Origin of the sequence: Bradyrhizobium sp. F1.13.3 (assembly GCF_040548265.1) — a bacterium.
Taxonomy (GTDB): Bacteria; Pseudomonadota; Alphaproteobacteria; order Rhizobiales; family Xanthobacteraceae; genus Bradyrhizobium.
In genome coordinates this window covers 572,789-599,208 of record NZ_JBEPRI010000002.1, presented here as the reverse complement: position 1 = coordinate 599,208, position 26,420 = coordinate 572,789, and the positions used below count along the sequence as shown (strand labels likewise).

The following is a 26,420-nucleotide window of genomic DNA, read 5'->3' as shown; positions in this document are numbered from 1 at the left end:
GCTAACGCCGAATCAAGCCCTTGCCTTCCATGCGCCAGACCAGCAAATCGATGCGGTCCTGGCCGAAGAACGGCTCGTTGTCGAACACGAAGGTCGGTACGCCCCAATGGCCGGAGCCGGCATGGTCCTTCTCGTTCTCCGTGATCACCTGCTCGTAGCGATCCGGGTCTGCGGTGATCGCGGCATCCATTTCGGCGAGATCAAAGCCTGCCTTGTCGGCGGCGCGCGCGAGATGATCGCCCTCATTCCAGCCCGCCACCGAGCCGTCCCACAGCACGCGGGCGATCGCATCAGTGAATGCGAGCGAGCGTCCCTCGAGCTGCGCCATGGCACCAAGCCGGGTCAGGCGGTGGATGTAGGGCTGCTCCGCCGCGACGTCGAACGTCACCTTGTCCTGCACGATCGGATCCGGCCTCGGAAAGCGGAACGGAATGCCCTCGTGCTGCGCCACGCGCGTGCTGTCGAGCACCACATAGCGAATGAAGTTCGGACTGGCCTTCTTGAAAAACCCGGGCACACGGACTGCCAGCGGATAGACCGGCCGCAAATTCACCGCCAGATCGTAGTCTTCGACGAGCTTTAGCGTCTTGGGGAGCGCCAGATAGCTGAACGGGCTGCGAAAGGAGTAGAAGAGGTCGACCGAGAGCGTCATCGCGCCGGCTCTGCGATCCGGCTCATCATGCCGCGGACCACGAGCTTGTGGAAGGGCATAATAACCGCAAGGTAGGTGCGGCCGAGCAGATTATGCGTCCGCACCAGGGTAGTCGAGGTGACCTGCCGTCCCGTCGCTTCGCCTGTCACATCGACCACGAGCCGAAAATCGAGGTGGGAATCGTCGAAGCCGGCGACCAGCCGTTCCGGCGTTTCGCTGAGCACCGGAAACGGGCCGATCAAACCGCCCGGCGCCGGCGCGCCCTCGCCCGATGTCTTCAGACCGAATGGCGCCACCAGAATATTGCGCAGGCGCATCAGTGCATCGATCCAGCGCAGTCTGTGCAACACCATCCTGGTGCAGGCCTCGCGGGCATTCACCGGTGCTGTGCCGATCTCCACGCGAAAGGCGTCGATGAAATGCGCACCGGCAAGCAGCGTGCCGGCATCGACATTGGGAGTGACTTCGCGGACGGTTCCGTTCATCACGCCAGTTTGCGCGTCAGCATCCGGAAGCGCAAGATCAGAAGCCCGGCATAGACGAACGATCCGATCGACAATCCGATCCAGACACCGACCGCGCCGAGATCGGCGTGAAAGGCAAGCCACCAGGCGATCGGAAAGCCCACGCACCAATAGCCGATCGCGGCGAATACCAATGTCATCCTGGTGTCATTGATGCCGCGCAGCGCGCCGCCCATGATGGTCTGGATAGCATCGGCGATGAAGAAGGTCGCGCCGACCAGCAGCAGCTTCGCTGTCAGCTCGACGCTCGCCATGCTCGCCTCGCCGCTGCCGAAGAACAGCCGTCCGAGCTGATAGCGGCCGAAGATGATCGCGACGGTCAGGGCCGAGACGAACGCGATCCCGATCATGGCCGCGACGAGACCTGCGCGCTTCACCGCTGTCGGGTCACCGCGGCCGAAGGCATGGCCGACCCGCACGGTGGCCGCCATGCCGATGCCGAGCGGGACCATGAACAGCACGGCGGTGACCTGGAGCGCGATCTGATGCGCCGCGAGCGCCGTGGTCGAGATCAACCCCATCAGCAGCGCCGCCGAAGAGAACAGGCCGTATTCCAGCAGCAGCGAGAACGAGATCGGGGCGCCGATCGCGATCAGTTTTCGCATCAGAGGCCAGTCGATCCGCCAGAAATGGGCAAGCGGACGATAGTCCGCGAACGGCGTGCGCAGGCCCGCAATGGCGAGCGTGGCGACGAACGTGCCGAGATTGACCAGCGTTGTCGCAAGCCCCGCGCCGAACAGGCCGAGCTCCGGCAGGCCGAACAGGCCATGGATCAGGACGTAGACCAGCGCGGCATTGACGGGGATCGCCGCGAGCGTGATCCACAGCGGGGCCTGCGGCCGGTTCACCGCGCTCATCATGCTGCGTAGCGCGATGAAGCCGAGCGCCGGCGCGATGCCCCAAGCCAGCCCGTTTAGATAGCGCTGGGCGAGCGCGGCCGAGTGCGGCGCCTGACCGAGTGCGACCAGGATGTGCTCGCCATAGAGCGGCGAGGCCATCATCGGCAGCGAGATCAGCAACGCGACCCACAAGCCGACGCGCAACGAGCGGCGGATACGTCTGACATCGCCGGCGCCAAAGGCCTGCGCGACGAGCGGCGACACCGCAGCCATCAATCCGAGCCCGAACGTGAAGCTGACGAAATAGACCGTATGCGCCAGCGCTGCCGCGGCGACGGCGCTCTCGCCGAGCCGCCCGATCAGCGCGAGATCGGTCGTGATCATCGCGATCTGCCCGAGCTGCGTCAGCATCATCGGCACGGCCAGCCGCAGCGTCTCGACGAATTCGTCGGCGAGAGGATTTAGCGGCACGCCGGCTTGCGGCTGCGTACGGGGTTGGATGGTGTCGAGCATGGCCGGGTCAATAGCACAGCCGGGCGACGAAAACATGGCTTCCGCTTCTTCCCCTCTCCCCTTGCGGGAGAGGGTGGCTTGCCGCGTAGCGGCGAGACGGGTGAGGGGTTGTCTCCGCGAGTCCATCTCTTGCGATGTGAATTTGCGGAGAGAACCCCTCATCCGGCGCTTCGCGCCACCTTCTCCCGCAAGGGGAGAAGGAAAAAGCGCCTCAGCCCTTCCGTTCGGGCACGCGCCTGATCTTCGCGCCGAGCGCATTCAGCCGTTCGTCGATGCGTTCGTAGCCGCGCTCGATCTGGTCGGCGTTGTTGATCGTGGAGGTGCCCTCGGCGCAGACGGCCGCGAGTAGCATGGCCATGCCGGCGCGAATGTCGGGTGAGGTCATCGTCGCGCCGTGCAGCCGGCTGGGGCCTGCGATGATGGCGCGATGCGGGTCGCACAGCACGATGCGCGCGCCCATCGCGATCAGCTTGTCGACGAAGAACATCCGCGATTCGAACATCTTCTCGAACATCAGGATCACGCCCTCGCATTGCGTGGCGGTGACGATCGCGATCGACATCAGATCGGCCGGGAAGGCCGGCCAGGGCTGGTCTTCCAGCTTCGGCACGTGGCCGCCAAAATCGTCCTGGATCTTCAGCGTCTGGTTCGAGGGCACGATGAGATCGTCGCCCTCGATGCGGCAGACGATGCCGAGCCGCTCGAACCCCATCCGGATCGAGCGCAGATGCTCGACGCCCGCGCGCGTGATGCGAAGCGGCGAACGCGTCACGGCCGCAAGCCCGATCAGCGAGCCGACCTCGATATGGTCGGGCTGGATCCGGTAGGTCGCACCGCCCAGCGTCGCCGGACCGTGCACGATCATGGTGTTGGTGCCGATGCCCTCGATCCCAGCGCCGAGCGCGACCAGGAAATTGGCGAGGTCCTGCACATGCGGCTCGGACGCGGCGTTGCGCAAATACGTGGTGCCTTCGGCGGCGACGGCCGCGACCAGCGCGTTCTCGGTCGCGGTCACGCTGGGCTCGTCCAGGAACACGTCGGCGCCGGTCAGTTTCGAAGCGCGGAATTCGAGTCGGTCGGTCGCGGTGACCTTAGCCCCCAATTGCTCGAGCGCCAGCACATGCGTGTCGAGCCTTCGGCGGCCGATGACGTCGCCGCCGGGCGGCGGCAGCATCACTTCACCGCAGCGGGCGAGCAGGGGACCGGCGAGCAGGATCGAGGCGCGGATGCGGACGCACAGCTCAGGATCGAGATCGGCGGCGCGGATGCTCTTGGCGTGAATATGAAGCGTGTTGCGAGCCGTCCATTCCGCCGCCGCGCCGACCGAGCGGATCAGTTCGACCAGCGTCTCGGTGTCGCGGATCCGCGGCACGTTTTCCAGCGTCACCGGATGCTCGGTGAGCAGGGCTGCGGCGATGATCGGCAGCGCCGAATTCTTGTTGCCGGACGGCTCGATCGAGCCCGAGAGCCGGTGACCGCCCTCGACGATGTACTGGATGGGCGCCACGGGGTTCTCGCTGTCCTGTTGGTGGGGCGGGTTTCGAGGCGGAAACTACAGAGAATTGAGCGCGGTAGCAATTGCGCCGGCCGCGGCTCGAGCCTGCCCGAAGGGCCTTAAAACAGCCCGATGATATTCGCCACCACATAGAGGATCGCGATCAGAATCAGCGCGCCGATCACGACAAAGGAGATTTCGATCGCGACGGCGCCGGTGCCGAGCGTGGCCGCCACGGCCGCGAGGAGCCGTTCCTCCCGAAAAATGAGCGCAAGGACCGAGAGCAGGATCGCGAGCAGGCCGAGCGAGATCGCGGTGACCGAGGAGGCTTCGCTCCAGCTTCGTCCAGCCGATTTCTCGACCTTCGGAGCCTGATACTCCATGCCCTTCATCCGCGCGATCACGCGGTCCTTGATGCGGTGTCCGGTGTCGACGATGACCTGATCCGCCGGTGGTGGCGGAAACACGAGCGGCACCACCCAATGCGGCAACACCGCCGCCATCAGCGCCAGCATGCCGACAATGCTGCCGATGATGCCCAGACGGCGAGATGGCACAGCGGAACTGGTTGCTACGGAGCTGGTCATGGCGTGGCGCTTCCCGGCCGGAACAGGTCTCGCGGGTTCATGCCACTTCGTCGCGATCGCGGGTGGTGAGGTTCAGGGGGAGCCGAGCACAAGCTCCTGACGGCTCGGCCTCGTGGTTCGAGACGCGCCGCAGGCGGCGCTCCTCACCATGAGGGTTTAGAGTTTCGCGCGAAGCGAGACCTCATCCTGAGGAGCCCGCCAAAGCGGGCGCGCGAAGGATGGGCCGCAACAAGATCGCCGGTACGACCGATCTCAGATATCGATCGTCGCGCTCAGCGAATGTTCCTGGATGAAGTCGCGGCGCGGTTCGACCACGTCGCCCATCAGCTTGGTGAAGATGTCGTCGGCCTCGTCGACCTCCTTGACCTTCACCTGGAGCAGCGATCGCGCATTGATATCCAGCGTCGTTTCCCAGAGCTGTTCCGGGTTCATCTCGCCCAGACCTTTGTAGCGCTGCAGCGTGACGCCCTTGCGGCCGGCGTCGGTGACGGCCTCGAACAGATCGACCGGCCCGTAGACCATATGCTCGACGTCCTTGCGCCGCAGCTTGCCGGGGCGGGCATAAACGTCCTGGAGCTTCACCGTGTACTCGTCGAGCTTGCGGGCTTCGACCGAGCCCAGGAAGGCATCGTCGATGAGGGCGACTTCCTTGACGCCGCGCACCGTGCGCTCGAACTGGAAACCCTGGCCTTCCGCATATTGACCGATCCAGCCGCGCTCGACCTCGTCGGCGAGTGTGTCGAGCCGGGCGGCGATGTATTGCGCGGCGGCGGCTGCTTTCTCCGGATCGCCGTAGATCGCCTTGTTGAGCACGCCGGTGATGGCGGCCTGCTCGATCACCTTGCGATTATAGCGGGTGTGCAGGCTGCGCAGGATACCGCGGACGGCGCGGGCGTCGTCGACTAGCGAGCGCAGGTCGCGGCCGGTGCGATCGCCGCCGCTGCCGGGAATATAGAGGCAATCGTCTAGCCCGGTGTCGATCAGATAATCTTCCAGCGCCCGCTCGTCCTTCAAATATTGCTCGGACTTGCCGCGGTTGACCTTATAGAGCGGCGGCTGGGCGATGTAGAGGTAGCCGCCGTCGATGATCTCGCGCATTTGCCGGTAGAAGAAAGTGAGCAGCAGCGTGCGGATGTGGGCGCCGTCGACGTCGGCGTCCGTCATCACGATGATCTTGTGATAGCGCAGCTTCTCGATCGAGAACTCGTCGCTGATGCCGGTGCCGAGCGCGGTGATCAGCGTGCCGATCTGCTCGCTGCCCAGCATCTTGTCGGGACGCACGCGTTCGACATTGAGGATCTTGCCGCGCAACGGCAGCACAGCCTGGAATTCGCGGTTGCGGCCCTGCTTGGCGCTGCCACCTGCCGAGTCACCCTCGACGATGAAGAGCTCGGATTTCGCCGGGTCCTTCTCCTGGCAATCGGCAAGCTTGCCGGGCAGCGAGGAGACCGAGAGCGGGCTCTTGCGCGTCAGCTCGCGCGCCTTTCGCGCGGCTTCGCGGGCGGCTGCCGCCTGGATCACCTTGCCGACGATCATCTTGGCTTCGGAAGGATGCTCCTCGAACCAGGCCTGCAGCGCCTCGTTGAGCACGTTCTCGACCACGGGGCGCACTTCCGAGGACACCAGCTTGTCCTTGGTCTGCGACGAGAATTTAGGGTCCGGCACCTTCACCGAAAGAACGGCGGTGAGGCCTTCGCGGCAATCGTCGCCGGTGAGCGCGATCTTTTCCTTTTTCGCGTTGGCCTCCGCATAGCCGTTGACCTGGCGCGTCAGCGCACCGCGGAAGCCGGCGAGATGGGTCCCGCCGTCGCGCTGCGGGATGTTGTTGGTGAAGCACAGCACGTTCTCGTGGTAGCTGTCGTTCCACCACAACGCGGCCTCGACGCCGATGCCGTTGGCTTCCGCGCGCACCATGATCGGCGCCGGCACGATCGCCTTCTTGTTGCGGTCGAGATATTTGACGAATTCCTCGACGCCGCCGGAATAGTGCATCTCCTCGCGCTTCTCGACGGCGTGACGCATGTCGGAGAGGGCGATGTTGACGCCGGAGTTGAGGAAGGCGAGCTCGCGCAGCCGGTGCTCCAGCGTGGCGAAATCATACTCGATGTTCTTGAAGGTTTCGGTCGAGGCCTGGAACGTCACCTCGGTGCCGCGCCTGCCGGGCGCGTCGCCGACCACCTTGAGCGGCGCGACCGCATCGCCATGGGCGAATTCGATGTAGTGTTCCTTGTTGTCGCGCCAGATGCGCAAGCCGAGCTTGCTCGACAGCGCGTTGACGACGGAGACGCCGACGCCGTGCAGGCCGCCGGAAACCTTGTAGGAATTCTGGTCGAACTTACCGCCGGCATGGAGCTGGGTCATGATGACCTCGGCTGCCGAGATGCCTTCGCCCTTGTGGATGTCGACGGGAATGCCGCGGCCGTCGTCGCGCACGGTGACGGAATTGTCGGCATTGAGTACGACGTCCACGCGCGTAGCATGACCCGCGAGCGCCTCGTCGATCGCGTTGTCCACGACCTCGTAGACCATGTGATGCAGGCCCGAGCCGTCATCGGTGTCGCCGATATACATGCCGGGGCGCTTGCGAACGGCGTCGAGACCCTTCAGCACGCGGATCGATTCCGCCCCGTAATCGCTCGGATTTGAGGGTTCGTTTTCGGCAGGCGTCTGCCGAGCAGGTTCTGTCATGAGAGGCCTTCGAGATGTCGCCCGAATCAGCGGCGCAAAAGGCGCTGATATGCAGGCTATTTGTGCCACGAAAGACGGATTGCGCCTAGCGCAAAGTATCTCCCGGCAAGTCTTTGATGAGATAGGGTTTTTGAGCCTATTTTCAAGCCTCACGATGGCCGATTCCGGCCGCTGCAAAAAGCCTGATTCTAGGCCCTGTTTTTAGCCCTCAGAGACGTGGATTTTGCGGGGCGGAGAAGCGATCTGAGAGGGCCGTGGCGCCCCGGAACCGGCCAGCGGGTTCAGTAGATCTGATCCGGCTTCTGATCGTCGTCATCCCACCTGAGGGACCAAGCTTCGCCCGCAGCCAGGGTGATGGTGTCGGTACGCGACAGATGGCCGGACACGCGCAGCTCGTAGGAATAGGTGCCAGGCGGCAGATCCAGCGTTTGTGGGTGATTTGCGCCGCCCGCGATCTTGACGGTCCTATCGTTGATCGTGAGCGAAGCCACGTCAGGTACAAGATAGCCGAATATCAGCCGCGCTTGTCCGGCTATCGGTAGGAAGTTGGCCTTGGCCGCGGCCTCGGTATTCCGCTGCACAAGCTCGACCGTGGTCTCGTCCTTGGCACGGGCCAGCTTCAGGGTGGCCGGCCCCTTTGGGGAGACGAAGGCGAGTTGAGCGTGATCGGCGGCGACCATCGTGCCGTGCGGCTTTTCCTCCCAGCCGCGCTTTGCGAGCTCCGTGCGGTAGAAGGCCAGCACATCGCTGAGCTCGGCTTGCACATGGGTTTCGTATCCGACACGCAGCGGGACTTCAATGCCGGTCGCACGGGTGGTTTTGGAGGCGAAGAAGTTGTGTTGCTTCGGCACCGGCATGTCGGCGCCGGGATCCGCCGGTGTGAGTGCGGCCGAAGTTTGCGGCCATGGATGTGGTATCCATCCGCCCGCGCTTGCGGCGGCCAGACCGCCTGCGAGAAGCACGACGCCGCACAGCGGCAGCAAGCGGCGTGCCGGCCCTCTCATCATGCGCCTTACGGTCGCCATCTCCGTTCTCCGCATCAGCGCCCCTGGCTCAATACATCTGCAGCGGCAGCACGTCTCCGCTTGGTCCCACCAGGAGGCCCCAGGCATCGCCGGCGGCTACGGTGAGCGTCTCGGTGCGAGCAGGACGTCCGGGCAGGCGCAGCGCGTACTGGTACTTGCCGGGCGGCAGATCGAGCATCGGGCCTTTTGGCGACTGCGGACCGCCGGCGCCGGCCGCGATCTTCACGGTCTGATTGTTGATCGTCAGCGATGCTTCCTTCGGCCCCATATTGCCGAGCATCAATCTCGCCTGTCCCGCCTTCGGCATGATGTCGGCCTTGGCCGCGGCCTGCGGATTTCGCTGCATCAGGCTGACCGTCGTCTCGTCCCTGGCGCGGCCGAGCTTCAGCACGGCCGGTCCCTCCGGCGAGGTGAACGCGAGCTCAGCCCGCTCGGCCGTCACGATCGCGCCGTCGGTCTTTTCCTGCCAACCCCGCTTGGTCAGCTCCGCGCGATAGAACGCGAGGACCTCGCCAAGCTCGGCGGGGACGCTGGCTTCGAGCTCGGTCCGGAACGACTGGTCGCTGCCGGGGAATTTCGTGGAGCTTAATCCGGTCGAACTGCGCTGTGTCGGCACCGGCAGGGCGGAATCGGAATCGGGCGTGAGCGGCTCCCTCGATTTGGTCTGGACCGCCTTAGCCTGCGTCGATTTGGCCTCGACGGGCTTCGCCGCGGCGACGACCAGACCGGAGCCGTTGGCGCTGACGTTCACCTTCGGCCCCATCTGCATCACGGTCATCGAAATCGACTTGCCGCTCTTGGAGAATTCCATCATCGCCATGTTGGGCTGGTTGATGACGGAGGGCTGCTCTTTCCAGCCCGCTGGCTTGAGCGATGCGCGATAGAACGCGGTGAGCGCCTTCACGCTCGAGGTCGAGGAGAATTCGAGCCTGCCGTCCTCGCCCTCGAAGTTCACGCCTTCGGCGTTTTCGGGCAGCGGCACCGGAGTCTTGCTGTCGGCGAGCGCATTCAGCGGCGCGTCAGACAATGCGGCCGCCTGCACCTTGCGCCTTGCTTCGTCGGCGGTGATCAGCTGCTTGGCCGCACCTAACGCGTCCCCAAGGAACTTTTCGTCCGCCTCTTTCTTCGCCTTTGCACGGGCGGCAAGCGCGGATCCCTTCACCTGCACGGTGAGGCTGACCATGGTGAAATCGTATTTGCGGCCGAGCCGCAGCACGCCGGTTTCCTCCGCCGAAGAGATCTTGATCGCGACCTCGTCGCCGGGCGCGAGTGGCGCGCTGCCGTCCTCCTGCCAGCCGCGCGCGGCAAGCTCGCGGTGATAGAAGGCGAGCACGGCGGGCAGCTCGGCCATCGCGGCGGCCGACATCTCGCGCTTGTCGGAGCTTGCGCTGCCGAGGCCCCTGGCCGTCTTGGTCGGGCTCGGCCGCGGCAGGCCGGCCAGATCGCTATCGGCCTTGAGCTCGCTGGGTAGGGCGAAGGGCGCGACCCGGATATGGACATTGGTGCGGCCATCGTCGCGGCGCGTCAGCGTCAGCATTACAGGCTTCTGCTGATAGAAGCCGGTCTCCTTGCTATCGGCGTGCGCGTAGAACGCGCGCAGGCCGTTGGGAGCGGTTTCATCCAGGCTGGTCGTCCAGCGCGCAGCGGTTTCCGGCGTGAGCTTCTGCCAGCCGATCGCAGCCATCTGGCTGGCATAGAAACCCGACGTTGCATCGAGCGGCGTCGGCGCGACGCAGCCGAGATAGGGTCGGGTCCCGTCGAACACGATGTCGCTTGCGCCTTCCGGAAACGGCACGTTCCCGTAGATCCGGTCGGTCGTGTAGTAAACCACGGACTGGTCGGGCCGGCCGGGCGCCTGCGTGAAATGAACGGAAAGGCCCTGTCGTCCCTTCCTGAACTTCAGCAGGGTGCTTTTCTCCTCAAGCGGCATCACATAGGACACCCAGCCGTTGGCGCTCAGGAGCTTTTGGATCGCGGGCAGTGTCACGGCCTGCGGCGTCGGTACGCGATATTCGACGCGATAGGGATCGGGGCGCGAGGTGTCTTCCACCGCACCTTCGAGCTGCGGCAGCGCGTGGACGTCGACGACGCCCTCGTCGGCGCCGGCTGCGATCGAGCAGCTCGCCATCAGGAAGAGACCGCATGCAAGCAGCCGCCATCGTGCCGGGACTTGCATCCCGCGCGGGATCATCGCCATCGTTACGTCTCCAGGATGCGGCGCGTCGCCTGGGCGCGCGCGATTGCAACGGCTGCGACACCGTCGGCGAGCCTCAGACGAGAAGTCGCGGCAGGAACCGGGCAGGTTCAAACATCCCGGACCAGTCAATACAGCTGGAGCGGCGACCATGCCTCGCCGTCGCGCCCGACGGTGAGCTCCCAGGCGTCGCCGGCCGCGACGGTGAGGATGTGGGTCCGAGCCGGACGGCCGGGCACGCCCAGGTCGTAGGAATATTTGCCGGGCGCCAGATCCAGCGAGACGGCGTCAGCGCCGGCGGCGCGCTTGATGGTCCGCGCGTTGATCCCGAGCACGGCTTCCGTCTCGCCGATGTTGCTGAACACCAGCTTCGCCTGGCCCGGTTCGGGTATGACATTCGCCCGGGTTGCAGTATCCGAGTTCTTCTGGACGAGATGGACCAAGGTGCTGCTGTCCTTGCGGCCGAGCTCCAGCATGGCCGGCCCGAGCGGAGAGACGAACGCGAGTTGCACGTGATCGGCGGAGACGACGGCGCCATCGAGCTGCTCCTGCCAGCCGAGCTTTGCGAGCTCCCTGCGGTAGAAGGCGAGAACGTCGCTGAGCCCGGCGGGCACGGTGGCTTCGAGCTTGACGCGAAGCGGCGCTTCGACGCCCCGCATCAGGGTGGTGTGGATCCCTCTAAAGCTGTAGCGGGTCGGTGCGGGCAGCCTGGCATCGGGATCCGGCGTGAGTTCGGCCGAAAACAGCGGCTGCGGCATCCAGGCGCCGGCGCTCGCCGCGAGCATGCACGTCGCGAGCAAGACGATGCCGCACGCAAACGCCCACCATCGTGCCGAAGCCTGCGCCCCGGACCTTGCCGTCCGCATCTCACTCTCCAGGGGTCTCGCGCGTCCAGGGTATCGCGCGTGATGTCATTGCGCGATTGCAAAACGGCTGCGACACCGTCGCCGCCGCCTCCGGCAACTAGTCGCGGCGGAAATGGGGCTGGTTCAACGGCGGCGACTAGCGCCGGGCCGATACCTGTCCGCTTTCGACGTCAAAGATCTCGCCCCCAGCGCCGATCTCGGCGAAGGCGGCGGGGTCTGCGCCGGTCAACCACACCTGCGCGCCGAGTTTGCGCAACTCGTCGAACAGCGCCGCGCGCCTATTAGGATCGAGATGCGCGACGACCTCGTCGAGCAGCAGCAGCGGCACGATGCCGGTCATCTCGGCGACCAGGCTCGCATGCGCCAGCACCAGCCCGATCAGCAGCGCCTTCTGCTCGCCGGTCGAGGCATCGCGCGCCGGCATGCTTTTCGGCGCGTAGATCACCTGCAGATCGGTGAGATGCGGACCATCCGTGGTGCGGCCGGCGATGGCGTCACGCGGACGGTTGTCGCGCAGGATCTGGCGGTAGCGGTCCTCGACCGAGGTCGCGGTCTCCGTCAGCAGCGCGTTCTCCATCCAGCCGTCGAGCGCGATCTGCGCCGAGGGGAAGGCGGAGGCCTGCGCGCGCGCGTTCAGCATGCCGGTGAGACGCGCCGCGGTCTGGCCGCGGGTTGCGGCGACCGCGACCGCGAGCTCCGCGGTCTCGCGCTCGATCGCGTCACACCAATGGTCGTCGTAATTGCGCGTCTCGAGCAGGCGGTTGCGCGAGCGCAGGGAGCGTTCGAGCGCGGAGATGCGGCTGGAATGGTCGCTGTCGATGGCAAGCACCAGGCGGTCGAAGAAGCGCCGCCGCTCGGATGCCGCTCCCATGAATAGCCCGTCCATCGCCGGCGTCAGCCACACCATGCGGATGTGGTCGCCGAACGACGCCGCCGAATTGACCGGTTCGCGGTCGATCCGGCAGCGCCGGCTGACCGGGCTATCTGCGCGCGGCGGATCGATGCCGGTGCCGAGCGTGGCGAGGCCCAGCGCGCCCTCGACCTGTGCCGACACCGCCCAGGAGCCGTCGCCCTGGTTGTCGGCGACGTCGTCCAGCGTCGCGCGCCGCAGGCCGCGTCCCGGCGACAGGAACGAGATCGCCTCGATGCAATTGGTCTTGCCCGCTCCGTTCGGCCCGACCAGCGCCACCAAGTCAGCCGCCGCCTCGAGCCCCGCCGCCCGGTAATTACGAAAATGCGTCAGCGTCAGGCGATGAATGCGGGAGGGGGTCATCAGGTCTTCGTCATGGCCGCGATTCTTCCCCTCTCCCCTTGTGGGAGAGGGTGGCGCCTCACGAAGTGAGGCGACGGGTGAGGGGTATGTTACCGCAGGGCGAGCTTTGCAAGAACGTCGTCCAATACAGAGGTGGGCCGCTGCAACACGTCATTGTTCCAGTAGCGCGCGATGACAAAGCCTTCAGCGGAGAGAGCCGCATCACGCGCTGCATCGCTTCGTGACTCTGCGTGCTGACTGCCGTCGATCTCGATCACGAGGCGCTTCTCGAAGCAGACGAAGTCGAGAATGTAGCTTTTGAACGGAACTTGTCGGCGAAGCTTGTAGGCGGACAATCGACGATCCCTGAGCAGGCGCCACATTGCGGCTTCCGCATCCGTCGGCTCATGCCGCATGTTCTTCGCGAATTGGCGGAGACGCTTGGGGACCGGCCGATGGGATGGCTCCTGCGGCACTAACCCCTCACCCGACTGAGTTGGCATCTGCCAGCCGAGCAGCCCTCTCCCACAAGGGGAGAGGGCGCAGCAACGGGCATCGCGCTTGTTTCGAGAAGAGTAGCTGCCGCTTCACGAAGCGAAGCCGGGTGAGGGGTTGCCTCCACATAGATGGTATCGCGAGAGGACTCCTCACACCCGCATCGGCATCAGCACGTACAGCGCGCTCTTGTCGTCGCGGTCTTGCACCAGGGTGGGCGAGCCGGGGTCGGCGAGCCGGAGCGTTGCGACGTCGCCTTCGATCTGGGCGGCGATGTCGAGTAGGTAGCGGGAGTTGAAGCCGATATCGAGGGCGTCGGAAGCGTATTCGACTTCGAGCTCTTCGGTCGCGCTGCCGGAATCCGGATTGGTCACCGACAGCACCAGCTTGCCCGGCGACAGCGAGAGTTTCACGGCGCGCCCACGCTCGCTGGAAATCGTCGAGACGCGGTCGACCGCGTTCTCGAAATCCTTCTTGTCGACGACGAGTTCCTTGTCGTTGCCTTGGGGGATGACGCGGCCGTAATCGGGGAAGGTGCCGTCGATCAGCTTCGAGGTCAGCACCACATTGCCGATGGTGAAGCGGATCTTGGCCTGCGACAGCTCGATCGTGACCTCGGCCTCGTTGTCCTCGATCAGGCGCTGCACCTCGCCGACGGTCTTGCGCGGCACGATCACGCCGGGCATGCCCTCGGCGCCCTTGGGCTGGACCAGGTCGAGCTGGGCGAGGCGGTGGCCGTCGGTGGCGACGCCGCGCAAAGTGGCGGCTTTGGCCGAGCCTGCGGCATGCAGATAGATGCCGTTAAGATAATAGCGGGTCTCCTCCGTGGAGATCGCGAACTGGGTGCGGTCGATCAGCCGCTTGACGTCCTTGGCGGCGAGGCTGAACGAATGCGACATGTCGCCAGCGGCGAGATCCGGAAAATCGTTCTCCGGCAGGGTCTGCAGCGTGAAGCGGGAGCGGCCGGCGCGGATCGCCAGCACGGCGCGGTCGCCGTCGGCCTCGAGCACGATCTGCGAACCGTCCGGCAGCTTGCGCACGATATCGTAGAACATGTGCGCCGGCACGGTGGTGGAGCCCGCGGTCGCGGTTTCCGCCGCGAGCGTTTCGGTGACCTCGAGGTCGAGGTCGGTCGCCTTCAGCGACAATTTCGCGTTCTCGGCCCTAACAAGCACGTTGCCGAGGATCGGAATCGTGTTGCGGCGCTCGACCACGCGGTGGACGTGGCCCAGCGACTTCAGGAGTTGCGCGCGTTCGACCGTAACCTTCATTGCACTACTCGCCCGATCCCCAAGGAAACACAAATCTGGAAAAGCCGGGCGGCGGGACGCGCGCCACGGCACCGAAGACCCCGGAAGGCCGGATCATCCAGCCGATATGACCAAAGCCGTCAGGGTCGCGCAAGGTGGCGCGGATGGCCCCCGGATTCAAGGGATCGGGAGGCAGTTCCCCACGATTTACCGATGTTTCCGCAACGCGCTGAACGCCTCGCCGGGCATGACGACCTCCGATGCAGCTTGGGATGGGGCCGGAAGCAAATAGGCGTTTATTCCTGAAGCTGGCGCTTGAGCGATTCGACCTCGTCCGACAGCGCCGTGTCCTTGGAAACCAGGGCCTCGATCTTGCGCACGGCGTGCAGCACCGTGGTGTGGTCGCGCCCGCCGAAGCGGCGGCCGATTTCCGGCAGCGATCGCAGGGTCAGCGTCTTGGCGAGATACATCGCCACCTGGCGCGGACGGACCACGTTGGCGGTCCGGCGCGAGGACAAGAGGTCGGAGCGGCTGACATTATACTGCCGTGCCACCACGCGCTGGATGTCCTCGATCTTGATCCGCTTCGGCTCCTGCGGCCGGATCAGGTCGCGCACCTCGTGCTCCGCCATCTCCAGCGTCACCGGCCGGCTGTTGAGCTTCGAATGTGCGAGCAGGCGGTTGATCGCGCCTTCGAGATCGCGGCCGTTGTGGGTGATGGCGCGGGCCAGATAGGTCAGCACCTCCTCCGGCACCTCGAAGGTCGCATGATGGGCGCGGGCCGCGGCGACGCGCGACTTGAGAATGCCGTGTCGCAGCTCCTCGCCGAGCGAGGCCATCTCGACCACGAGGCCGCCGGCCAGCCGCGAGCGCACGCGGTCGTCGAGGCTTTCGAGATCGGACGGCGGACGGTCGGCCGCGATCACGACCTGGCGGCCGGCATCGATCAGCGCGTTCAGCGTGTGGCAGAACTCGGCCTGGGTCGACTTGCCCTGCAGGAACTGGAGATCGTCGATCACGAGCACGTCGATGCCGCGCAACGCTTCCTTGAAGGCGAGCGCCGTCTGCGTCTTCAGCGCGGCGACGAAGCCGTACATGAATTTCTCGGCGGTGAGATAAAGCACCTTGCGCTCGTTGCCGGAATTGCCGGCCCAGGTCACCGCCTGCAGGAGATGCGTCTTGCCGAGGCCGACACCCGCATGGATATAGAGCGGATTGAACATGACGGGATCGCCGCGACGACCCTCGGCGACCTGACGCGCAGCCGCATGCGCCAGCGTGTTGGAGCGACCGACGACGAAGCTCGCAAATGTCAGGCGCGGATCGAGCGGCGAGCCGCCGAGCGCATCATGATTGGCCGAGACCGGCGCGGTCGCGGTCGAACGCAGCTCCGGCGCAGGCGAGCGGCGCGTTTCGATCGGCGCGGGCGCTTCCTTCTGCTGAACCACGGGGCGCACGGCCGAGCGCACGGTGAGATCGATGCGATGCACTTCGGGCATCTCGGCCTGCCAGCACGACAGCACGCGCTCGGCATAATGGGCCTGGATCCAGCTCTTCAGGAAGCGGGTCGGCACCGACAGACGCACGCTCTCGTCCTGGACGCCTTCCAGATCCATGCGCGCAAACCAGCTCGTATAGACGTCCTCGCCAACGTTCGAGCGCAGCCGACTCTTCACGCGTGACCAGCGATCCTGTTCCGGGGTTGTCATCATTTGAGAACTTTTCTTGAGAGATAAGGTTGCGTGGTGAGCGCCATGCAGAGTTCCTGCCAGGGATGCCTGCCCAGGGATATTTGCAATGGCGGGACCTCAAGCGATTTCACCTGCAGGCATGGCTCGACCGTTCGGCGGAAACGCCGCGTCCGATCAGCAATGTCTAGAGATGGAGGGGTCGCGAGGTCAGCGCGTACTCGGCGCTCCGTGACACTCGGGAGGCTTGGTGTCCGACGGATCTAAAACGGCATCGCTGGAAGTCGAAATGCTGGAAGTCGAAATGTGTTTCAATACCGCGTTGAGTTCGTAAGACATGATACCTCCCCGTCCTGCCGTAATTGCTCACGACAAGGTCCTGCGTGTCTAAACGACACCCGCGTCTTAGTCGGATGCCTGCCCGTGTACTCGTCGTCCGCTCGGCTTCGCCATCATGCCTGTCGGGGCAGCTTTCAAGATGTCTCTTAAGCGCAAGAGATAGATCCCGCTTGGAGACATTCAGACAAAGAGCTACCGTCCCACATTGCTGTGGGTTTTGATCCGACAATCGCTTGTTGAAGCGCCGCCTACGTGCACATCGCCGCCGATTTGCACGCTCGCCCCGTTTCCGATACCGCGCTGGTCTCAAGATCGTGGGCGCCGCTGACCTCTTAAGGAATACACTATGCGGAAAGACTCGCAACGGAATTGATTCACACTTGAGGCATCAAAAATCTTGATCTGCGTTAACGCCACGCAGACTTGTGCACAGGCTTCAGAGCAAGTTTTTGGAATCGTGCTCAGAATCGAAGACGCCACGTTTGATGTGACAATTCTCCGCCACCGCCAAAAATTTTTTACAAAAGCGTCACGCGCGCGACGCGCGGGTGAATTTTCCAAATGCTTGGCGTCACTATGTCGATAAGTTGTTAGCGAGCCATCGTTTTTTGAGTCTCGTTTCACAGGGTAACTCCATCGCGTGACGCGATCCGGGGAAACTACGGTGTGCAGAACTCGCAGGCACACGAATTCAACTTGCGCCCGCCTCGCAGGGGCTTTTTGCACCGCGGTGGAAGTTTCCGCTGTTGCAAAACCATTCGCAGGTAAAACTACGGACGCATCATGGTGCAAACGCCGCAATCCTCCGATCGAAGGTCGTTCGAGGCGTGACTGCTTGCGTGACTATGACGGGCAACAAAAAAGCCCGGCGCGATGCCGGGCTGTTTGACGGGTGTGATGTGCGATGTGATCGCCCGATCGAATGACTCGACCGGACGGCGTGCCAGAACGCTCGCGAGTTTACTTGGCGAGCTTGGCGATCTGCGCGGTGAGCCGCGAGACTTTGCGGCTGGCATTGTTCTTGTGAATGATGTTTCGCTGCGCGGCGCGCATCAAAGCGGGCTCGGCATTCGCCAGCGCCGTCACGGCAGCGGCGCGGTCGCCGGTCTTGATGGCTTCTTCGACGTTACGCACGGCACCGCGCATCTGGGTGCGGCGCGACTTGTTGACGGCGGTGCGGCGGGCGATCTTGCGCGTCGCTTTCTTGGCGGAAGTGGTATTGGCCATGGTCTCAATGTCCTTTGCGGGTACCGGTCGCGTCTTGGTCGGGTAGCGCCGGCTTGCTTGACCGCGTAATCGACGCTCGGATTTAAGGTGTTCGGTTGCTAGGCCGTTCCCGGAACATGAGCGACAGCCTTTCGGCCGTCTCTGAGGCCCAAAGAGCCTGCATCTGCTCAAAGAACAGCGGCGGCAGGATTGCGCCCGCCGCCAGTTGGCGCCCTTATAGAGAGGGTCTTGGGCACCGTCAACGCTTTCCCGGGCTGGACAAGCAGCCCCTTAGGGCGCGGATGAGTGCCGTAACGCCCTGAAGAGGTTGAATTTCTGCCGTCTCCCTTGTATTGGCTGGCGGCGTTCCGAGGGTCGTCCGATCGGACGACCATAGAGGGTGAGGCATGATCCGCGGCTTTTTCCGACTGATTGGGCTGTTGCTGCTCGCCGGCGGGTTCATCTTCATGGTCTACGACGGCGCCCGCTGGGTGGCCGACCAGACCCTGCGGTTCACTCGCTTCGGCCAGTTCTGGAACGACATCAATCAGGCCAGCCAGACGGCATTCCGGACCTGGGTCGAGGCCAAGGCGCCCTGGCTCTGGACCTCGGTGATCCGCCTGGTGCTGGATCAGCCGGTTTTCGCCGTCCTCGGCATTCTCGGCATCCTCCTGATGATCCTGTTCCGCCCGCGCAAGCCGCTGATCGGCTATTCCCGGGATTGAGCTTTCAATCCGCGCGACTCGAACCGGCGCGCGGGCGGCGTAACAGGGCTGCCCCTTTGCGCGTAAAGACCTATATTCCCAACTGATCACGAGCACGCCGCCTGAGCGCTTGGCTCATCGCCTTGGCTCAATAGCTTGTCCCAGGCGACCGACAGCTCGTTCTTGGAGATCCGTCCATGCTGTTCATGCGCAAGACCACCGCATTGCCGAGCGCCACGGAAGCGCTGCCGGGCCGTGCGCAAGCCATTCCGACCGCGACCATCCATTTTGTCAACGGCGCGAAGTTGCAGCCGCCTTATCCCGCCGGTCTCGAGCAGGCGGTGTTTGGGCTCGGCTGCTTCTGGGGCGCCGAGCGCAAGTTCTGGGAGCTCGGCGACGGCGTCTACGCCACCGCCGTCGGCTATGCCGGCGGCCACACGCCGAACCCGACTTATGAAGAGACCTGCTCGGGCCGCACCGGTCACACCGAAGTGGTGCTGGTCGTGTTCGATCCGACCAAGGTGTCGTACGAGAAGCTGTTGAAGACGTTCTGGGAGAGCCACAACCCGACGCAGGGCATGCGTCAGGGCAACGACGTCGGCACGCAGTATCGAAGCGCGATCTACACCTATTCAGACGCGCAGAAGAAAGCGGCCGATCAATCGAAGGCGCTCTATCAGAAGGCGCTTGCTGCAAAAGGTCTCGGCACCATCACCACCGAGATCGCACCCGCCGGCGAATTCTACTTTGCCGAGGACTATCATCAGCAATATCTGGCCAAGAATCCCGCCGGCTATTGCGGCCTGGGCGGCACCGGCGTCTCCTGCCCGATCGGAGTGGGCGTGAGCGCGTAAGTCTAACCACGAACTCGCTGCACCTCTCCCGCTTGCGGGAGAGGTCGATGCGCCTCGGGTGATGCGAAGCATCGTCCCGAGCGCGGCGGGTGAGGGCTCTTTCCTCTAGGGAACTGTCTCGTCGTGGAGGCACCCTCTCCCCAACCCTCTCCCGCAAGCGGGAGAGGGAGCGCACTGCACCCCTAGCCGCATCGCTGTGCTCATCCCGCCCCCTCAACGCTTTATTAACCATAACCGGTGCATCACTGGATCTGTCTCGTTTCGAGGGATAGGTCCGGTGCCGGTTGCACGCGCGTTTCGATGGTCGATTTCGGCAGTGTCTCTGGCAGCGTCCGCCGCGCTTGCCCTTGGCGGCTGCATGCAGACCGCCGGCCCCGTCGCGGTGATGCAGCCGCGCGCCGATCTCGACTCCATGGCCTATGGCCAGCCCTATTACGCGCCACAGCCGGTCGCGGTCGCCGACGGTGGCGGCGCCATCGGGGCGTTGCGCAATTCCTTTGCCTCTTCGCCTGCACCCATGCCGGTCGGTTATGCCGCACCGATGGCGGCGCCGGTCCGCTACGATTCCTCCTACCATCTCGACGCCGGCGACAGGCTGCGCGTCGTGGTCTATGGCCAGGAAGGTCTCACCAACAGCTACGCGATCGACGCCGGCGGCTCCATCACGATGCCGCTGATCGGCGGCGTGCCGGCACGCGGCCGCACTCCGGCGGGACTTGCGGGCGAGATCGCCGCGCGCCTGCGCAATGGCTACATCCGCGAACCTTCGGTCGCCGTCGAGATCGAGGCCTATCGCCCGTTCTTCATTCTCGGCGAAGTCTCCGCGCCCGGCCAGTATCCCTACGTGCCGAACATGACGGTCGAAAGCGCCGTCGCGATCGCCGGCGGCTTCTCGCCCCGCGCCAAGCGCGACGTGGTCACCGTCACGCATACCGAAGCCGGCGGAGCCATGCGCGCCGTGGTGCCGCTCGGCACCCCCTTGAGCCCCGGCGACACCGTGTTCGTCGGCGAGCGCTGGTTCTAGAGCGTTTTCGAGCGAAGTGGATACCGGTTCGCGTTAAGAAAACGCGTCAAAAATGAATCTAGAGCTTCGGCTCTGATGCAATCAGAACCGAAGCTCTAGCTCACCTTCTGAAATCCAGCCGCCCGTTCGGAAAACATCCGTCGATGCGCGCGGCATCGACCACGCGCCCGATCCATGGCCGCGTGATCGCGGGATTGGTTAGGTTGATGTATTTCCCCACCAGGCGCGCGCCCTCGCGCGCAGCATCGATCAGCCCGTGCCGTCGGCCGTGATCCCAATCGAAGCGCAGATAGATGCGTCCGCCTGCGACCCGCACCTCCGCGCGCCCGTCTTTCCACGTCTCCGGCGTATCGCCGGCGATGGTCGGATCGGCGCCGCCATTCCAGCGGCTGGCCCACGGGCCTTCCAGAGGATCGGACAGCGCCTGAATGTCTGCCCAATGCGCCGCGTTGTCGTCGGCCGCATCGCCCGAAAGTAAGGCGGTTGCGGCATAGTCCATGACGTCGCGATCATCAGGCGCGGGCACGTCCATGGTGCCGAACGGATTGCGGATGACGATGTTCGTATTGGCCTGCTGCATGACGATCTCCCGGCGTACGATGGCTTGATCAGCCAGCTCTATCGCCGGGCAGCAGGATGCAGCCACCCGATTCCTGCTCGCCATTGCGCGCCTGCGCCTGTCGGCGCATCCCGGAATGACAGCGAAGCCGCGCGCTACGATTTCAAATGCCTGGCGAAAAATTCCATGCTGCGCGGCCAGGCGATGTCGGCGCTCGCCTTGTCGTAGCTCGCCCGCTCATCGCAATGGAAGCCGTGCTGGGCGCCCGGATAGACGAAGACCTCGACGTCCGGCCGCTTCGTCTTGATGGTCTCGACGTCGGTCAGGGGAATGCCGGCATCCTTCTCGCCAAAATGCAGCTGCGTCGGCGCTTTTGGTGTCTCGTCAGCAAAGCGCACGACGGCGCCGCCGTAATAGCCGATAGCGGCATTCAGGCCCGACAGCCGCGTCGCCGCGACAAAGGCGACGCTACCGCCCAGGCAAAAGCCGATGATGCCAACCGGACCGACGCTCTTCACCGCATCGATCGCCGCCTGCGTATCGCGCAGCATCGCGTCCCAATCCGGACTGGCGACGAACTTGCGCGCTTCCGCGATCTCGTCAGGCGTGTAGCCGGACTGGAAGCCCGGCGAGGTCCGGTCGAAGATCGACGGCGCGATCGCGACATAGCCTTCCCCGGCGAGGCGATCGCAGACCGAGCGGATGTGATGGTTGACCCCGAAAATTTCCTGGATCACCACCACCGCGCCCTTCGCCGTGCCCGCGGGGTCAGCGCGATAGGCACTGAGCTGGAAATTATCGGAGGCCGTCAGCTTGATGTCTTGTCCCACGCGGGTTGTCCTTTTTGGGTTAGTCTTCGATTGCGGGTTCCGCTCGTTCCACAAACTCGTCATGCCCGGGCTCGTCCCGGGCATCCACGTTCTTGGTGAGGCAGGAAAGACCGTGGATGGCCGGGACAAGCCCGGCCATGACGATGTGGCAGCTTCAACGCATGATGGCGCAGAGAGGATTGCTCTGCGTCATGAAAAGCCACTCTCACTCCCACATCCAGTTCTCGCCGTAATCCTCCTTCCATCCCGCCAACCGGCCATGACGAAACTGCAGGAACAGGCGGTGACGGTTGGAGATCAGTCCGCTGCCGCCGATATTGCGAAGCGCGAGATAGATCTCGTTGCCGGGGCGGCCCCTCACATATTGCAGGGGTTGGCCGAGGGCGCGCGCGGTTTGCCCGGCATCCATGCCGAAGGCGAGCGGGGTGTTGTTCGACAAGGTCGCGACGAAGGGCAGGCGGGGCGGTGTCCCGCCGAATTGCTCGGCCTGCGCGGATACTGACAGCAACACCGCGCCCGCAGCCAACATCGCTCGCTTCATTGCCAGTGTTCCTGTCCGATCTATTCCGGCAAGTTCTTCAGGAAAGGCAGCACCGCGTCAACAAAAGCCTGCGGCTGATCGATGTTGACGGCGTGCCCGGCGGCGGGGATCACGGCCTTTTGTGCGCCGGGAATTTTCGCGGCCATATAGTCGGACGCGGCGAGAAACGGCGTGTCGTCGGCGCCGACCACGATCAGGCTGGGCACCTTGATCTCCGGTAGCAGCTCGATCACCTTCGCATCGCGCTGGGTCAGCATGCCGCGTGCGGCGAGCGCCAATCCCCTGGCACTGCGATGGTTCGCGGTGGCGCGCTCGCGCGTCGCCGCCTTCAGCACGTCGAGCCCTTCGCGATCGAGCTTGTCGGCAGTGGCGAGCGCCCGCGCATTCCAGGCCTCGCGTGCGTCATCTTTCTTGAAGCCCGGGCCGGTGTCGATAATCAGCAGCGCGCGGACGCGCTTTGGATGCGCGCGAGCGAAGGCGAGCGACATGTAGCCGCCGAGCGACAGTCCGCCGATGATGGCGCGCTCAGTGCCGACCGCATCGAGGATCGCCGCCATGTCGCCGACCGTGAGCGCTTCGCTGTAAGCGGCGGCATCGGCGGGATAGTCAGACTGGCCGTGACCGCGCATGTCCCACAAGATCAGCTTGTGATCCCTGGCAAGCGCCTCGACCTGCCCATGCCACATCGCCGAGGTCGAGGAGTAGCCGTGGGTGAGCAGCAGCGGCGGACCTTCGCCATGAACCTCGTAGTAGATTCCGACGCCGTCCCGATCGATCCCAGGCATTGCTTCCACCTTGTCATCTTGTTTCTTCGCTCATCCTAACGCGGTCGGTTACTCGGAGGAAACCGCCGTGACGCGATGGCCTGCATGCTTGGTGTGCACTCTGTTGCGTTCAGCCGCTGCATCACCGCCGGTCTCGCAACGCACAAGAAGCGCGCGCCGCGTTTGTTTCGATCGATTCCAAATTGCATTTGCCTCCGCGCCTGAACGCGATCATTCTTGCGGGCAAGGCTGGCGCCGGCCCGGTGGGCGTCCGCTACTCAAGTTGCCGCCGTAAGCGGCTTCATGCACCGGCAGGGGAAGACGCCTATGCCAACTCTCACCATCAACGGGCGGAGTCTGTCCGTGGATGCGGCGAATGACACGCCGCTCCTCTGGGCGATCCGCGAGCAATTGCAGATGACCGGCACCAAGTTCGGCTGCGGTGCCGGCCTGTGCGGGGCCTGCACCGTGCACGTCAACGGCGAAGCCGTGCGTTCGTGCCAGACCATGATCAGCGATGTCGCCGGCAAGAAGATCACCACCATCGAAGGCCTCGCTGCCAAGGGCGACCATCCCTTGCAGAAGGCATGGATCGCCGAGCAGGTTCCGCAATGCGGCTACTGCCAATCCGGGCAGATCATGCAGGCGGCATCGCTGCTGGCGAAGAATCCGAACCCGACCAAGGAAGAGGTCGTGGCGCATATGGACGGCAATCTCTGCCGTTGCATGACCTATTCGCGGATCCAGAAGGCAATCATGCGCGCCGCAACCGAGATGCGCACCGCATCCGCCTCCGGCAACGAGCGGAGGCCCACATGAATAAGCACATCAAGACCGTCACAGCCGAAACGACTGATCTTAGCCGCCGCTCCTTCCTGGTCGGCACCGCCGCCACCGGCCTCGTGCTCGGCTATGCCGGCGTGCCTGGCATCGGTGAGGCGCTTGCCGCGCCTTCGGCCTTCGAGCCGAGCGTGTGGTATGCGATCGCGCCCGATGGTCTCGTCACCGTCACCTGCGGCAAGGCCGACATGGGACAGCACATCGCCTCCACCATGGCGCAGATCGTCGCCGAAGAGTTAGGAGCCAAATGGAGCGACATGCGCGTTCAGCTTGCCTCCAACGATCCGAAGTTCAATGACCCCGTGTTGGGCGCACAGATCACCGGCGGCAGCTGGTCGACCATGATGAACTTCGACGCCATGAGCCGGGCTGGCGCAGCCGGGCGGATGGCGTTGAGCGAAGGTGCGGCTGCCGCGATGGGCGTGCCGGCGTCGGAACTCGTGGTGCGCGATTCCATGATCTCGCATCCGAAGTCGAAGAAGCAGATGTCGTTCGCCGATGTCGTCAAGAGCGGCAAGGCGACCAAAACCTTTACGCCGGACGAGCTCAAGGCGATCAAGCTGAAGACGCCGGATCAATACACCATGATCGGCGTGTCGGTGCCGCAGCTCGACATTCCCTCCAAGACCAACGGCACGGCCAAATACGGCATCGACGTAATGCTGCCGGGCATGGCCTATGGCGCGGTGGTGACGCCGCCGGTGCGCTTCGGCGCCACGGTGAAATCGGTCGACGACAGCGCCGCCAAGAAGGTGCCGGGCTTCATCAAGGCCGTCACCCTCGACGACAAGACCGGAACAACCTCGGGCTGGGTCGTCGCGGTCGCCAGCACCTATGCCAACGCCAAGAAGGCGGCGCAGACGCTCAAGATCGCCTATGACGGCGGCCCGAACGCGAAAGTGTCGAGCCAGTCGCTGCTCGACGAGGCCAAGCGGCTTCAGAAGCTGGAGGATTCCGGGCAATTCTTCGTCAAGGACGGCGATCCCGCGGCGGCGTTCGGCACGGCGACCAAGGTGCTGGAGGCGGAGTACACCACCAGCATCAACATCCACGCGCCGATGGAGCCGATGAACGCGACTGCGGAGTTCAAGGGCGACATCCTGCACATCTATTCCGGCAACCAGTTCGCGACGCGCTCCGGCGCGATCGCGGCAGGTGCGGCCGGGATCGATCCGAAGTTCGTCGTCATGCACCAGATGTGGCTCGGCGGCGGCTTTGGCCGCAGGCTCGATGCCGACATGATGATTCCGGCGGTGCAGGCGGCGAAGGCCATCGGCAAGCCGGTGAAGGTGATCTACACGCGCGAGAACGACATGACGATGGATTTCTCGCGTCCGCTCACCTATCAAAAAGTAAAGGCGGGCGTGGACGGCGACGGCAAGCTCGTCGCGCTCAGCCACGACGTGGTTTCGGCCTGGCCGACGGCTCGCTGGGGAATCCCCGATTTCCTGACGCCCTCGGTGGACAAGAAGGGTCCGCTCGATTCCTTCACGGTGAACGGGGCCGACTTCTTCTACACCGTGCCCAACCATCATGTGCGCGCGATCAAGAACGAGATGGCGCACAACGCCACGCCGTCTGGCCAGCTCCGCTCGGTGGCACCGGGCTGGACCTTCTGGGCGGTCGAAAGCATGATCGACGAGATCGCGGCTGCGGCGGGCAAGGACCCCGCGCAGTTCCGCATCTCGCTGCTCGACGGCGCCGGCAAGAACGACGGCGGCGCGCAGCGGCTCCGCAATACGCTGCTCGCCGCAATGGGCCTTGCCGGCTACGGCAGCAAGAAGCTGCCGAAGGGTGAAGGCATGGGCGTGGCCTGCGTCTCGTCGCAGGAACGCGCGACCGCAAGCTGGACGGCCTGCGTTGCCCATGTCGCTGTGGCGTCGTCGGGCGAGGTGACCGTGAAGAAGCTCACGGTCGCAACCGACGTCGGCACGCAGGTGCATCCCGACAACATCCGCGCTCAGGTCGAGGGTGCGGCGCTGTGGGGCCTGTCGCTGGCGATGTACGAGAAGGCGACCCTGAAGGACGGTGGCATCGAGCAGACCAATTTCGACAGCTACACGCCCTTGCGCATGAGCCAGGTGCCCGAGGTTGCGATCGCCGTGATCGCCAATGGCGAGAAGGCCACCGGCGTCGGCGAACCCGCGGTGACGGTGATCGCACCCGCGATCGGCAACGCCATCTTCAACGCCTCAGGCGCCCGCGTCCGGGCCCTGCCGATAACGGCCGAAGCCGTGAAGGGCGCAATGAAGGCGTAAGGCCGGTTGCGATTGTGACCTGACATGATCCGCCGGGGGGCAGCCTCCGGCGGATTCGTTTGAGCGTGATACACCGCATCCGCATATTCGCTGTCATGCTCCGCGACCCGGCTACGCCAAGGCTTCGCCGGGGTTCAGGTCCAGGGACGCCGAAGCTTTAGCGAAGGCGGCAAGCGGGGCATCCAGTACGCCGCGGCTTCTCGGTTCTAGTCGCGCCGTCTCGGCGTACTGGATCGCCCGGTCGGGCCGGGCGATGACGGCGGTGGGCGGGACGACCGTGCCCAAAATTTCCCTTTGTTATCAATGACCATTCTACTGTGCATGGGGTTGTTTTCGAGGTTTTGATTAGAGGCCACGGGAACCGAACTCCGTAAAATTGTCCACGATTCCGCAGGGTTCCATTGAGCACGCCTCTTAAGGGCCGGAGAACCTG

General features: G+C 64.5%; 23 protein-coding genes. 5 read left to right on the top strand and 18 right to left on the bottom strand.

Annotated elements, in window-relative coordinates:
- Position 1: 1 nt before the first annotated feature.
- From ABIB66_RS07600 to rpsT, 14 genes are all read right to left on the bottom strand, one after another.
- A complete protein-coding gene (locus tag ABIB66_RS07600; protein WP_354205782.1) occupies positions 2 to 652 on the bottom strand; it encodes a 2-hydroxychromene-2-carboxylate isomerase in 651 nt (216 codons plus the stop codon).
- Entirely contained in the window at positions 649 to 1,137 is a 489-nt protein-coding gene (locus ABIB66_RS07595; protein ID WP_354205784.1) for a DUF2867 domain-containing protein, read from the bottom strand. Before ABIB66_RS07595 ends, ABIB66_RS07600 begins: the two co-directional genes overlap by 4 nt.
- A complete protein-coding gene (locus ABIB66_RS07590) occupies positions 1,137 to 2,528 on the bottom strand; it encodes an MATE family efflux transporter (RefSeq protein ID WP_354205786.1) in 1,392 nt (463 codons plus the stop codon). Before ABIB66_RS07590 ends, ABIB66_RS07595 begins: the two co-directional genes overlap by 1 nt.
- 211 nt (positions 2,529 to 2,739) lie before the next feature.
- Positions 2,740 to 4,035, bottom strand: coding sequence for a UDP-N-acetylglucosamine 1-carboxyvinyltransferase (murA, locus tag ABIB66_RS07585; RefSeq protein WP_275168717.1), 1,296 nt, complete (start codon positions 4,033 to 4,035; stop codon positions 2,740 to 2,742).
- 107 nt (positions 4,036 to 4,142) lie between these two features.
- Positions 4,143 to 4,610, bottom strand: coding sequence for an inner membrane protein YidI (gene yidI, locus ABIB66_RS07580; protein WP_275168716.1), 468 nt, complete (start codon positions 4,608 to 4,610; stop codon positions 4,143 to 4,145).
- 252 nt (positions 4,611 to 4,862) lie between these two features.
- Positions 4,863 to 7,298 (bottom strand): DNA topoisomerase (ATP-hydrolyzing) subunit B, encoded by a 2,436-nt coding sequence (gene gyrB / locus ABIB66_RS07575; RefSeq protein WP_275168715.1) that lies wholly within the window; start codon positions 7,296 to 7,298, stop codon positions 4,863 to 4,865.
- Between the two features lie 281 nt (positions 7,299 to 7,579).
- A complete protein-coding gene (locus ABIB66_RS07570) occupies positions 7,580 to 8,155 on the bottom strand; it encodes a hypothetical protein (RefSeq protein WP_342761028.1) in 576 nt (191 codons plus the stop codon).
- A gap of 196 nt (positions 8,156 to 8,351) precedes the next feature.
- A complete protein-coding gene (locus ABIB66_RS07565; RefSeq protein WP_354254648.1) occupies positions 8,352 to 10,520 on the bottom strand; it encodes a hypothetical protein in 2,169 nt (722 codons plus the stop codon).
- Positions 10,521 to 10,645: 125 nt separating this feature from the next.
- Positions 10,646 to 11,383 carry a hypothetical protein gene (locus ABIB66_RS07560; protein WP_354205792.1) on the bottom strand — a complete coding sequence of 246 codons (738 nt, stop codon included), beginning with the start codon at positions 11,381 to 11,383 and terminating at the stop codon, positions 10,646 to 10,648.
- Positions 11,384 to 11,519: 136 nt separating this feature from the next.
- Positions 11,520 to 12,656 (bottom strand): DNA replication/repair protein RecF, encoded by a 1,137-nt coding sequence (gene recF / locus ABIB66_RS07555; RefSeq protein WP_354205794.1) that lies wholly within the window; start codon positions 12,654 to 12,656, stop codon positions 11,520 to 11,522.
- A gap of 89 nt (positions 12,657 to 12,745) precedes the next feature.
- On the bottom strand, positions 12,746 to 13,111 hold the full coding sequence (locus tag ABIB66_RS07550; RefSeq protein ID WP_275168705.1) for an endonuclease domain-containing protein: 366 nt from the start codon (positions 13,109 to 13,111) through the stop codon (positions 12,746 to 12,748).
- A 171-nt stretch (positions 13,112 to 13,282) separates the two neighbouring features.
- Positions 13,283 to 14,401: a DNA polymerase III subunit beta gene (dnaN, locus tag ABIB66_RS07545; RefSeq protein WP_007598262.1), complete on the bottom strand. Its 1,119-nt coding sequence runs from the start codon at positions 14,399 to 14,401 to the stop codon at positions 13,283 to 13,285.
- Between the two features lie 275 nt (positions 14,402 to 14,676).
- Positions 14,677 to 16,089 carry a chromosomal replication initiator protein DnaA gene (dnaA, locus tag ABIB66_RS07540; protein ID WP_275169143.1) on the bottom strand — a complete coding sequence of 471 codons (1,413 nt, stop codon included), beginning with the start codon at positions 16,087 to 16,089 and terminating at the stop codon, positions 14,677 to 14,679.
- 1,278 nt (positions 16,090 to 17,367) lie between these two features.
- Positions 17,368 to 17,634: a 30S ribosomal protein S20 gene (gene rpsT / locus ABIB66_RS07535; protein ID WP_007598259.1), complete on the bottom strand. Its 267-nt coding sequence runs from the start codon at positions 17,632 to 17,634 to the stop codon at positions 17,368 to 17,370.
- A gap of 386 nt (positions 17,635 to 18,020) precedes the next feature.
- Here rpsT and ABIB66_RS07530 point away from each other — a divergent pair, with 386 nt between their 5' ends.
- The 3 genes from ABIB66_RS07530 to ABIB66_RS07520 all read left to right on the top strand — a co-directional run bounded on the left by ABIB66_RS07530 (position 18,021) and on the right by ABIB66_RS07520 (position 20,195).
- Positions 18,021 to 18,338 carry a hypothetical protein gene (locus ABIB66_RS07530; RefSeq protein WP_007616084.1) on the top strand — a complete coding sequence of 106 codons (318 nt, stop codon included), beginning with the start codon at positions 18,021 to 18,023 and terminating at the stop codon, positions 18,336 to 18,338.
- Positions 18,339 to 18,514: 176 nt separating this feature from the next.
- Positions 18,515 to 19,171 carry a peptide-methionine (S)-S-oxide reductase MsrA gene (gene msrA / locus ABIB66_RS07525; protein WP_354205797.1) on the top strand — a complete coding sequence of 219 codons (657 nt, stop codon included), beginning with the start codon at positions 18,515 to 18,517 and terminating at the stop codon, positions 19,169 to 19,171.
- 277 nt (positions 19,172 to 19,448) lie between these two features.
- The gene (locus tag ABIB66_RS07520) at positions 19,449 to 20,195 is read left to right on the top strand and encodes a polysaccharide biosynthesis/export family protein (protein WP_354064467.1); all 747 of its coding nucleotides are present in this window, start codon (positions 19,449 to 19,451) and stop codon (positions 20,193 to 20,195) included.
- Between the two features lie 100 nt (positions 20,196 to 20,295).
- Here ABIB66_RS07520 and ABIB66_RS07515 read toward each other — a convergent pair whose 3' ends face one another.
- From ABIB66_RS07515 to ABIB66_RS07500, 4 genes are all read right to left on the bottom strand, one after another.
- A complete protein-coding gene (locus tag ABIB66_RS07515; protein ID WP_354205800.1) occupies positions 20,296 to 20,775 on the bottom strand; it encodes a hypothetical protein in 480 nt (159 codons plus the stop codon).
- Between the two features lie 134 nt (positions 20,776 to 20,909).
- A complete protein-coding gene (locus ABIB66_RS07510; protein WP_354205802.1) occupies positions 20,910 to 21,584 on the bottom strand; it encodes a dienelactone hydrolase family protein in 675 nt (224 codons plus the stop codon).
- A gap of 205 nt (positions 21,585 to 21,789) precedes the next feature.
- The gene (locus ABIB66_RS07505) at positions 21,790 to 22,125 is read right to left on the bottom strand and encodes a hypothetical protein (RefSeq protein ID WP_007598242.1); all 336 of its coding nucleotides are present in this window, start codon (positions 22,123 to 22,125) and stop codon (positions 21,790 to 21,792) included.
- A 20-nt stretch (positions 22,126 to 22,145) separates the two neighbouring features.
- The gene (locus ABIB66_RS07500; RefSeq protein ID WP_354205804.1) at positions 22,146 to 22,910 is read right to left on the bottom strand and encodes an alpha/beta fold hydrolase; all 765 of its coding nucleotides are present in this window, start codon (positions 22,908 to 22,910) and stop codon (positions 22,146 to 22,148) included.
- A 306-nt stretch (positions 22,911 to 23,216) separates the two neighbouring features.
- Here ABIB66_RS07500 and ABIB66_RS07495 point away from each other — a divergent pair, with 306 nt between their 5' ends.
- The gene (locus ABIB66_RS07495) at positions 23,217 to 23,708 is read left to right on the top strand and encodes a (2Fe-2S)-binding protein (RefSeq protein WP_275168695.1); all 492 of its coding nucleotides are present in this window, start codon (positions 23,217 to 23,219) and stop codon (positions 23,706 to 23,708) included.
- Positions 23,705 to 25,987, top strand: coding sequence for a xanthine dehydrogenase family protein molybdopterin-binding subunit (locus ABIB66_RS07490; protein ID WP_354205807.1), 2,283 nt, complete (start codon positions 23,705 to 23,707; stop codon positions 25,985 to 25,987). Before ABIB66_RS07495 ends, ABIB66_RS07490 begins: the two co-directional genes overlap by 4 nt.
- Positions 25,988 to 26,420: the final 433 nt, after the last annotated feature.

What these genes read in the sequence shown, in the direction of transcription:
- ABIB66_RS07600 (WP_354205782.1), bottom strand. Translation starts at nt 652, where the DNA reads ATGACGCTCTCGGTCGACCTCTTCTACTCCTTTCGCAGCCCGTTCAGC.
- ABIB66_RS07595 (WP_354205784.1), bottom strand. Translation starts at nt 1,137, where the DNA reads ATGAACGGAACCGTCCGCGAAGTCACTCCCAATGTCGATGCCGGCACG.
- ABIB66_RS07590 (WP_354205786.1), bottom strand. Translation starts at nt 2,528, where the DNA reads ATGCTCGACACCATCCAACCCCGTACGCAGCCGCAAGCCGGCGTGCCG.
- yidI (WP_275168716.1), bottom strand. Translation starts at nt 4,610, where the DNA reads ATGACCAGCTCCGTAGCAACCAGTTCCGCTGTGCCATCTCGCCGTCTG.
- gyrB (WP_275168715.1), bottom strand. Translation starts at nt 7,298, where the DNA reads ATGACAGAACCTGCTCGGCAGACGCCTGCCGAAAACGAACCCTCAAAT.
- ABIB66_RS07570 (WP_342761028.1), bottom strand. Translation starts at nt 8,155, where the DNA reads ATGCCGGTGCCGAAGCAACACAACTTCTTCGCCTCCAAAACCACCCGT.
- ABIB66_RS07565 (WP_354254648.1), bottom strand. Translation starts at nt 10,520, where the DNA reads ATGGCGATGATCCCGCGCGGGATGCAAGTCCCGGCACGATGGCGGCTG.
- ABIB66_RS07560 (WP_354205792.1), bottom strand. Translation starts at nt 11,383, where the DNA reads ATGCGGACGGCAAGGTCCGGGGCGCAGGCTTCGGCACGATGGTGGGCG.
- recF (WP_354205794.1), bottom strand. Translation starts at nt 12,656, where the DNA reads ATGACCCCCTCCCGCATTCATCGCCTGACGCTGACGCATTTTCGTAAT.
- dnaN (WP_007598262.1), bottom strand. Translation starts at nt 14,401, where the DNA reads ATGAAGGTTACGGTCGAACGCGCGCAACTCCTGAAGTCGCTGGGCCAC.
- dnaA (WP_275169143.1), bottom strand. Translation starts at nt 16,089, where the DNA reads ATGACAACCCCGGAACAGGATCGCTGGTCACGCGTGAAGAGTCGGCTG.
- rpsT (WP_007598259.1), bottom strand. Translation starts at nt 17,634, where the DNA reads ATGGCCAATACCACTTCCGCCAAGAAAGCGACGCGCAAGATCGCCCGC.
- ABIB66_RS07530 (WP_007616084.1), top strand. Translation starts at nt 18,021, where the DNA reads ATGATCCGCGGCTTTTTCCGACTGATTGGGCTGTTGCTGCTCGCCGGC.
- msrA (WP_354205797.1), top strand. Translation starts at nt 18,515, where the DNA reads ATGCTGTTCATGCGCAAGACCACCGCATTGCCGAGCGCCACGGAAGCG.
- ABIB66_RS07515 (WP_354205800.1), bottom strand. Translation starts at nt 20,775, where the DNA reads ATGCAGCAGGCCAATACGAACATCGTCATCCGCAATCCGTTCGGCACC.
- ABIB66_RS07505 (WP_007598242.1), bottom strand. Translation starts at nt 22,125, where the DNA reads ATGAAGCGAGCGATGTTGGCTGCGGGCGCGGTGTTGCTGTCAGTATCC.
- ABIB66_RS07500 (WP_354205804.1), bottom strand. Translation starts at nt 22,910, where the DNA reads ATGCCTGGGATCGATCGGGACGGCGTCGGAATCTACTACGAGGTTCAT.
- ABIB66_RS07495 (WP_275168695.1), top strand. Translation starts at nt 23,217, where the DNA reads ATGCCAACTCTCACCATCAACGGGCGGAGTCTGTCCGTGGATGCGGCG.
- ABIB66_RS07490 (WP_354205807.1), top strand. Translation starts at nt 23,705, where the DNA reads ATGAATAAGCACATCAAGACCGTCACAGCCGAAACGACTGATCTTAGC.